Below are 8,423 nucleotides of genomic sequence, written 5' to 3'. Positions count from 1 at the left end.
GTCCAGCACCACACCAGTCACATCCTGCACTGGTCGCAGTGGCGTAGACGCCGACAAGCGCAGGCCCGAGCCGCTCACTACCGCAAACGACTCGAACCGCCGTAAGACACGACCCGCCGTTGCAGTACTAGGAGCAGGGCAAGTTCACCGGCCCGCACGGTGAGGTTGACGTCACGAACTACGTCTCCCGCTCCCCTGTTGACGGCGAGGTTGTGGATATCGAGCAGGTGCGACATCGTCAGTTGACCTCCGCGGCCGGGCGGCGGGACGGCTGGTCGACGCCGCCTAGGTAGGCGCGCAGCACCTTCGGGTTGCGCAACACGCTTCGCGGTGTGCCGTGGGCGATGACCCTGCCGAAGTCAAGGGCGGTGACCTCGTCGCAGCAGACGGCGATCATCTTTACGTCGTGTTCGACAAGCAGGACCGCACAGCCGAATCTTTCGGGCAACTCGCGTATCACGTTGGCCAGCCGGGCAGATTCCTCGGTGGCCAGGCCGGCGGCGGGTTCGTCGAGCATCACAATGCTAGGGCGGCTCGCCAGGGTGGTGGCTACCCCGACCAGGCGGCGTGTGCCCACGTCGAGGGTACCGATGGGCGTCGAGGCGGCCGGGCAACCGAGTGCGGCCAGGATCTCATCGGAGAGACGTCGGTCGTCGCTGCTGCCGCGAGCGCCGGACAGGCGGAGATATTGGTCAATGGTGAGCGACGGGCTTACCCGTCCCTGCTGAAACGAGCGCCGTATTCCCTTGCGCGCCCGCCGGTGCGGCGGCAGGTCCTTGCTCAGCGGAGGCACGTCGAACAGGACGCGGCCGTCAAGGTAGATCTGTCCGCGGGTGGGCGAGACGAAACCAGAGATGACATCAATGAGGGTGGACTTGCCGGCGCCGTTCGGTCCGATGAGGCCATGCACGGTTGCGGATTGGACCCTGAGGTTAACCCCGTCAAGGGCTACGACTCGGCCGTACGCCACAGTGATGTCTCGAACCTCCAGGGGAGGAGTCCTCAGGCTGTTGTCGGTGACGCGTCGCGGTCGCGTCACGGCCGCCAATAAGGCTGGGCTGGGCACCGGATAAGTCCGGTCCGGATGCGCCGCGGCCATGGGTGCCGGTCTCCATTTGGCCCGCAAGGCTCCCGCCAGGCCGGCTTCCCCGCCGGCTAACGCTTGCAGGGCCGCGACGGCAAATAGCGCAGGTGCGATGTCCTGGGGTAGCTCGATCAGGCGCAGAATCTCGGGCACGAACACGGTCGCTGCTCCCGCCAGAATGGCGCCTTCCAGATGTGCCGCACCGAAGGCGACCGCCGCTGTGAAGATCACCATCGAGGTAAATGGCTGGAAGGCGTTGCCGCTGAGGATGCCGAGTTGACCGGCGAGCAGCGCGCCGCCCACGCCGGCGATGAAAGCACTCACGGCAAACGCGAGCAGCTTCGTGGCCACGACGCTGTGTCCCAGGGCGGCAGTCGCCCGTTCGCTGTCACGTACGGCCATCCAGCTTGCCCCGATGGCGGTGCGAGCAGCGCGGTTCAGCAGTCCTGACACCACCACCAACATGAGCACGGCGAGGAAGAAGTACAGCGTCTCCGACGAAGCGAAGATGGGACGTTCAACAGGCTTATGCTCGGCGGCGCCGGGAAAGCCACGGTCGAACGCGACGACCGCGAAAGCACCCCCGAAGGCCAACGTCGCCGCCGCAAGATTGAGACCGCGCAGCCGCAGGGCGGGCAGACCCATCGCGATGCCGACCGGCACCGCCGCCAAGGCGCCGATGACCACGTCGGCGAGGAACGGCAGATTTGTGTGAAGGTTGAGCCAGCCGGTGGTCCACCCGCCGATACCAGCGAAGGCCATTGGGCACAGCGCGACCATGCCAGCGCGACCGTAGACGACACCCACGCTGAGCGAGATGAGAGCGGCGATCGCCGCGCTGGTGGCCAGGAACAACCAGTAATTCGACAGCAGCAGGCCAAGCGCCCCGACGATCGAGACAGCCGTAATCGTCCGGATGTAGCCCTTGCGGTGATCAGCATGCTTCATCCCACACCCGCCTTCGCTGCGGCCACCGCGGAGCGACAAATCCGACTAGAAGCGACGAACTCGGGTGCGGTACGCATTGTGCCGTTGCCGCCTGCGCACCCGACTCGTCACCGCAATAGATCTTCGCTGCGGAACGGTAGGCCCAGAGCTGAGGCAAATGTGGTCCTAGCGAGCATACGAAGTAGCCTGTGAGCGCACAACGACAGACAGCACCATCGTGCCTGCGCCGTGTCCGGCTCGCGGCGATCGCGTCACTGAGCAGCGGTTTTTCGATGCGAACCCGGCGACTATCCGCGACTTGTGCGCGTGGCACGGGTCGGCAACAATGCGGGCACGGGGCCGAAGGAGTTGGCCGCGGGGGCCGAGCGATCTCACGGAGAGGGTTGTGGATACAGGAATCGCCCGCATCCCCGCCGCAACGTGGCCGCAGGGTGCAGTTGCCTTGTCCACCGACGGGGTCGACACACGTGACAGGTTCGACTTCTGGCACGACATGATATGTCGGTTATATGTACAGCTGGGAGCACTTCCACTCGCCCGCGCCGGGCGCTTCGGCGGGCAGATATCCGGCTTCGCGACCGGCTCGGTCCAACTGACCCGGGTCACGGCCGCACCTCACCTGGCCATTCGCACACCCGCCGAGATCTCTCGTGCGAACGGACACTATTTTCTGGTGAGTCTCATGCTCGATGGCACCTGCCAGCTCGTTCAAGATGACCGCAACGCTTTGCTGAAACCCGGCGATTTTGCGCTTTACGAGACGAATCGGCCATACAGTCTTCGCTTCGAAGAGCCGTTCGGCATGTTGGTTCTACAGATGCCGCAGGGACTGCTACGTGCGGTCCTGCCCAAGGCCTCGTCGGCAACGGCCACCGTGGTGGACGGCAACCGCGGCACGGCCACACTGGTCCGACCGCTGCTCGAGGGTTTGCTGGACACGGGCAAACCTTCGAACGCGGCGTCGCAGCAGCACCTAGCGGCTGCGGCCGTAGAACTGGTGGCCGCATCGCTTGCCAACGTGACCTGTCTAGGCACCGAGGCGCCCCTCCACCAGGTTCACCTTGCTCGCATCCGGCAATTCGTCGAGGAGAACATCTGCGATGCGGATCTGTCTCCGGAGACGATCGCCCGTGCAGTCCATATCTCTCCGCGGTACCTACATGCGTTGTTCCATCGCGACGGCGTCTCGGCGTCGCGTTACGTCATGGACAGGCGGCTGGACAAGGCCTACCAGGACCTGCGGGACCCTCGTCTGGCCCATTTGACCGTCGGGGAGATGGCGACGCGTCTTGGCTTCAAAGATCCATCGCATTTCATCCGGGTCTTCCGGACACGGTTCGGGCTTAGTCCACGCGCGTACCGTAACAGCGCGGACGTCGACGACGCGTCACGCATGTCAGGTTCCTGAGTGGGGACGAACGCGCTGAGCTGATCCTGGCGCCGACGTGATCGGTGATCAGGATCAGGTCGTGGTGACGTCTCTTCCAGGACACCTCGTGCACGCCGATGTGCACCAGACTGTCGAGGCGGGTCGAGGTTGTCGACGAGGACCCGCTCGCAGATGCGTCCCACGGAGGCCTACCAGGTCAGTCGCACTCCGTGATCGGGTGCCTGGGCCGCAACCAACTGGCTTCGAGCGGCATCCCGTCCAGGACCACGCGGACGAGTCTTCGTGGCTGATCGGGGCTGGCTGCCTCTGGCAGGGCTGCCAGAGGCGCCGCTGTTACATCGAAAAGTGAGACGGCACGTGCCGATCGGTTCGAGTGTTGGACGAACCAGATGTGGCATCGGTAGGAGTCCGGCTGATCCTGGTGATGGCCGTTGCGTAGAGCTGGAGCGAGTATCACGGCTGCGTCCGGCTCGACGTGGCGCAGCAAGGCCTCGCGTGAGGTCCATCTTGCGGTCAGCCTGGCGTCGTGGGCCTCCTGCTGCAGGTGGAGGAGAACGCCGAAGGCTTCGACGCGCACACTGAAGTTAGTAATCGCGGGGCCGACACGATCTGCCCGATACGGCTCGAAGTGACTGGCATGAACTCCGACTTGGCTCGCGCAAGAATGGCGAATTCCGATGAGGAGCGGGGTGATGTGACCACGCCGGCGTTCGCGTGGCAGCGATGCTATGAAGTCGGGTCGGCCCATGGTCATCATGTCCGGCCGTCACGATCGGCAGCCCACGCTGGCCCGAGCTGATCGGGACTGCGTCAGGGCGGCGACTGTCAACGGCGGCCGAAGTTTTGCCGCGTCGTCGACAGCAACCGCGTGATCATCAATGGCCTGCGGAGTCAACTGAAGATCGTGCGGTGGCGGCAGGACAGGCCCTGCCGGCTGGCAGGCGGCACTGGACGAGATGCTGGGCCGGTTCGCGCGGGTGGAACCGCGGCGGACGGCGGCAGCGATCGTGTCCAGCTGCTTGTCGGAGGTCGAGTCGAAGACCTGCTGGGTTCTGGCTGAGCAGGCGGATCCGATGCAGCGGTTACTGCGCACCGCGGTTTGGGACGCGGCGGTGCCACGCTGGTGGAACGTTTCGGCGAGCCGGACGGGTTGCTGGTCGTGGACAAGACCGGTGACCTGACGAGGGAGTACATACAGTCGGGTGTAGCGGGAGTACACCGACACGGCGGGCCGGATCGAGTAGGGCCCGGCGTGGTCGGCCTCGCCAAGGCCGACCACGCCGGGCGATGGTAGCTCGCACGGCAGGTGTCCCAACTTCGGTGGTCGTGGTTGACCTGAAGTCCGCCCAACCCCTGCTGTGCCCACACGAGCTTCCATCCCGCATAGACCTAAATCGTCGCCCAGCAACCACCCACGTCTACCCCGGAGAACCAAATCGCTCTACCTGGATCGTGGGCTTCTCGCACACCACACGCAGACACGTCCGCCTGCGACGGCGTCACTCGTCTACTACGAGCGATGATTGCCAAGGCCAAGAGACCCGAAGCCGCTTGACGGCCTCCTCCACGAATCCGACGATTGACACCTGGCCTGGCATCGCGTCAACCTCGCCACAGCAACGGCAGACAGAATCACCGGGCGTCTCTGCCAGGTCCCCCCGTTGCGGGCGGTGGGGTCTCCGACCCGCCGAGGTACGCCGCGTGGAGCAGTCCGGGGTTGGCCTGCAACTGCCCGGGCGTACCCGCGAAAGTGACACTGCCGCGGTCGAGTACATACGCCGCGTCTGCGATCGGCAGCACCAGGTGAGCGAACTGTTCGACGAGCAGAAGCGTCATTCCGAGCTGGGTAAGGGCCCGCACCGTCCGCAGTAGTCTGGCCACGATGACCGGCGCGAGGCCCATGCTCATCTCGTCGATGAGGAGCACCCCCGGCTCTTCCGTGCGCCGGCGCCCCGACCTCGTACGCAGCAATGCTCGCGCGATGACCAGCATCTGTTGCTCGCCCCCGGAGAGAAGGCCGGCGTGGACGTCCATGCGCGCCGCCAGTTCGGGAAAGAGCTCCACCACCTGGCGATGGCTGCGTTCCGGCGCCGCCACGGCGAGATTTTCTCGCACCGTGAGCTCGGGAAAAACGCTACGGCCCTGCTCGACGTGGCGAATGCCCATACGGGCGCGACCCACCCGGGCCACCCTACTCAGCTCGGTGCCGTTAACGAGCAGATTCCCGGCCCGGTGGCGCACAAGGCCGGATACGGCATCGAGCAGCGTCGTCTTACCGGCGCCGTTAGGCCCCAATAGGACAGTCAGCTTACCGGGGTGGGCTTGCAGGTCCACGTTTCGCAGGATGTCCCCGGCTCCCCTGCTCACGGTCAGCCCACGAATCTCCAGCATTCTCAGATCACCATTTCCGCGGCATCTGCCGCACCGCTCAGGTACGCGCGCATCACGGCCGGATCGCGCAACACCGCTTGCGGGGATCCGGAAGCGATGACGCGCCCGAAGTCGAGCGCGGTTATCTCGTCACAGCACGCCGAGACCATCTCGATGTCGTGCTCGACGAGCAGCACCGAGCAGCCAAAGCGCTCGGGCAGCTCGGCGATAACGCTGCCGAGACGAGCCGACTCCTCCGCCGCGAGCCCTGCCGCCGGTTCGTCGAGGAGCGCCACCCGCGGTCTGCTCACAAGTGTCGCGGCTACCTCGACCAGCCGGCGTGTGCCGACATCGAGCGTCCCGATCGTGGTGGACTGGGGCGGACATCCGAAGGCGTCGAGCAGCTCACCGATCAGCCGATGGTCGACCGTGCCACGGCTGGACAGCGCGAGGTACTGGAAGATGGTGAGCGATGGGCTGACTCGTCCCTGCTGGAAGGAACGCCGGATGCCGCGCCGAGCCCGCTTGTGCGCTGACAGGCCAGTGACTGGCTTCCCTTCGAGATGGATCTCTCCGTTGGTGGATACGACAAAGCCAGATATCACGTCGATCAAGGTGGATTTGCCGGCTCCGTTGGGCCCGATCAAACCATGCACGGTGCCGGCTCGCACGAGGAGATCGACGCCATCGAGGGCCCGCACCGTGCCGTAGGTGACCCCGACACCACGGACCCGAAGCTCGGACGTCGCCTGTCTGGCGCGCTGCGGCGCTGGTGTCGGCGCCCCGGCATCTCGCGTCGGTACGGCCGTCACCAGGGCCGTGGTGGTGTTGCGGCTGAACTTCGCGCGGAGTCCGCCGGCAATTCCACCCTCCCCGCCCGCGAGAGCCTGTATCGCCGCTACCGCAAACAGGCCGGCAGCGATGTCCTGGGGCAGTGCCAGCTGGCGAAGGATCTCTGGCAGGATTACGGCCGCCACCCCAGCCAGGACGGCACCCTCCAGATGGACGGCTCCGAAGGCCACCGCAGCGGTGAAGACCACCATCGATGCATAGGGAAGGAAACTCACCCCGCTCAGAATGCCGAGCTGCCCGGAGAGCAACGCTCCGCCCAGGCCGGCAAGAAACGCGCTGACAGCGAATGCGAGCAGCTTGGTGGTGACCACGCTGTGCCCGAGGGCGGCGGTCGCTCGCTCGCTGTCGCGCACGACCATCCAACCTGCCCCGACTCGGCCACGATTGGCACGGGCCAGCAGAAGTCCCGCGACGGCGAGTACCGAGACGCTCAAGAAGAAATACCCGGTCGTGGAGTGCGCGACGTCGGGGCGTACCACGGGCCGTTGGTCGTTTGCGCCTGGAAACCCCCTGTCGAAGACCACCACGGCGACGGCGCCACCGAAGGCGAGGGTAGCGACGGCAAGGTTGATCCCTCGTAGCCGTAGGGCCGGCAGACCGATTGCGACGCCGACCGGCACCGCGGCCAGCGCCCCGAGCAGCATTTCGAGCAGAAATGGCAGTTCCATGTGAAGATTCAGCCAGCCCGTTGTCCACGCGCCGATGCCGGCGAATGCCATGGGACACAGGGCGACCATGCCGGCGCGGCCGTACACCACACCGACGCTCAGCGCGATCAGCGCATTGATTGCCGCGCTGGTCGAAAGGAAGACCCAGTAGTCGGGCGCTGCCAGCCCGATCGCCGACACCGCCACGAGTCCCAGCAGGACGGGCGTAACCACACGAACATCAGCGCGCTTCATCCCACACCTGTTTCCGCTGTGACCACAGCAGGGCAACGATCACGAAGCAGAACGGCAGCACGGCCTTGTACTCCGAGATCGTCGACCACTGCACCGAGACCGACTCAATGACGCCCAGCGCCAACCCTCCGACAAGGGTGGCGGGGAGGCTGCGAAATGCGCCCACCAGTGCTGCCGCCAACGCGGGCAGGATGAGCATGCCGAGCGTGCGGAAGTCCTGCGAGCGGGCCGGTGCGATGAGCAGCATGGCGAGAGTCGCCAACGCCCCGGTAACTCCCCACATGCCGACGGAGAGCGCCCGGACCGGTACCCCGAGCAACTCCGCTGTCGTCGGACGCGAGGAGACGGCGCGAAGCATGGCGCCAAGCCGGGTGCGGTTCAGGACCAGCATCGCCGTGACGACGAGGGCCACACCTACCGCAAAGACCGCAATCGTGCCGTACCCGATGGAGATGTCGCCGACGGTGACCGTGTCGGCTGGTACGACCGGCGCCACCGAGCGGGGAATGTCGCCGAAGAGGCGCAGCCCCAACGTGAGCAGGCCCACGGTCACCGCGATCATCGCCGTTGCCCGCACGGCGAGGCTGCGCTCCAGGAATAACCATGTCACCAGCAGCCCGACGAGCACGGCGAGCCCAGAGCCGACCAGCAGCCCCAGGCCCGCCGCGGAAGCGGCAGTCAGCCCGTAGTCGTAGCAGACCGCGGCCGTATAGGCGCCGAAGGCGCCGAAGACCGCCTGCGAGAGGTTGAGCACCCCGGTGGTGTTGAACGACAGCACGACGCAGCAGCCGATGATCGCGTACGCCGTGCCCGGGGCGAGCCCCGCCACGATGAGTTGAAGCACTTGCCGCTCCTAGGTATTTCAGGTAGCCAGATT

The 8,423-nt window shown here is 65.9% G+C and carries 6 protein-coding genes; 1 reads left to right on the top strand and 5 read right to left on the bottom strand.

Translation table 11 applies throughout. The annotated features are described in order from the left end of the window. Positions 1 to 238: 238 nt before the first annotated feature. Entirely contained in the window at positions 239 to 2,032 is a 1,794-nt protein-coding gene (locus tag ABD332_RS50535; protein WP_344512619.1) for a branched-chain amino acid ABC transporter ATP-binding protein/permease, read from the bottom strand. 385 nt (positions 2,033 to 2,417) lie between these two features. Here ABD332_RS50535 and ABD332_RS50530 point away from each other — a divergent pair, with 385 nt between their 5' ends. After that, positions 2,418 to 3,440, top strand: coding sequence for an AraC-like ligand-binding domain-containing protein (locus ABD332_RS50530; protein ID WP_344512618.1), 1,023 nt, complete (start codon positions 2,418 to 2,420; stop codon positions 3,438 to 3,440). Positions 3,441 to 4,188: 748 nt separating this feature from the next. On the opposite strand, the gene ABD332_RS50525 is transcribed toward ABD332_RS50530, so the two are convergent. The 4 genes from ABD332_RS50525 to ABD332_RS50510 form a co-directional block, all read right to left on the bottom strand. After that, positions 4,189 to 4,701 carry a hypothetical protein gene (locus ABD332_RS50525; RefSeq protein ID WP_344512616.1) on the bottom strand — a complete coding sequence of 171 codons (513 nt, stop codon included), beginning with the start codon at positions 4,699 to 4,701 and terminating at the stop codon, positions 4,189 to 4,191. A 353-nt stretch (positions 4,702 to 5,054) separates the two neighbouring features. Beyond that, positions 5,055 to 5,813: an ABC transporter ATP-binding protein gene (locus tag ABD332_RS50520; protein WP_344512615.1), complete on the bottom strand. Its 759-nt coding sequence runs from the start codon at positions 5,811 to 5,813 to the stop codon at positions 5,055 to 5,057. A 2-nt stretch (positions 5,814 to 5,815) separates the two neighbouring features. Next, positions 5,816 to 7,546 carry a branched-chain amino acid ABC transporter ATP-binding protein/permease gene (locus ABD332_RS50515; RefSeq protein WP_344512614.1) on the bottom strand — a complete coding sequence of 577 codons (1,731 nt, stop codon included), beginning with the start codon at positions 7,544 to 7,546 and terminating at the stop codon, positions 5,816 to 5,818. Further along, positions 7,533 to 8,390 carry a branched-chain amino acid ABC transporter permease gene (locus ABD332_RS50510; RefSeq protein ID WP_344512612.1) on the bottom strand — a complete coding sequence of 286 codons (858 nt, stop codon included), beginning with the start codon at positions 8,388 to 8,390 and terminating at the stop codon, positions 7,533 to 7,535. The genes ABD332_RS50515 and ABD332_RS50510 overlap by 14 nt, the downstream gene beginning before the upstream one ends. Positions 8,391 to 8,423: the final 33 nt, after the last annotated feature.

The organism is Dactylosporangium maewongense (assembly GCF_039531485.1).
Taxonomy (GTDB): Bacteria; Actinomycetota; Actinomycetes; order Mycobacteriales; family Micromonosporaceae; genus Dactylosporangium; species Dactylosporangium maewongense.
This window is presented reverse-complemented; position numbering and strand designations above follow the sequence as displayed.

Coding starts and splice junctions, on each gene's coding strand:
- ABD332_RS50515 (WP_344512614.1), bottom strand. CDS start 7,546: ATGAAGCGCGCTGATGTTCGTGTGGTTACGCCCGTCCTGCTGGGACTC.
- ABD332_RS50520 (WP_344512615.1), bottom strand. CDS start 5,813: ATGCTGGAGATTCGTGGGCTGACCGTGAGCAGGGGAGCCGGGGACATC.
- ABD332_RS50535 (WP_344512619.1), bottom strand. CDS start 2,032: ATGAAGCATGCTGATCACCGCAAGGGCTACATCCGGACGATTACGGCT.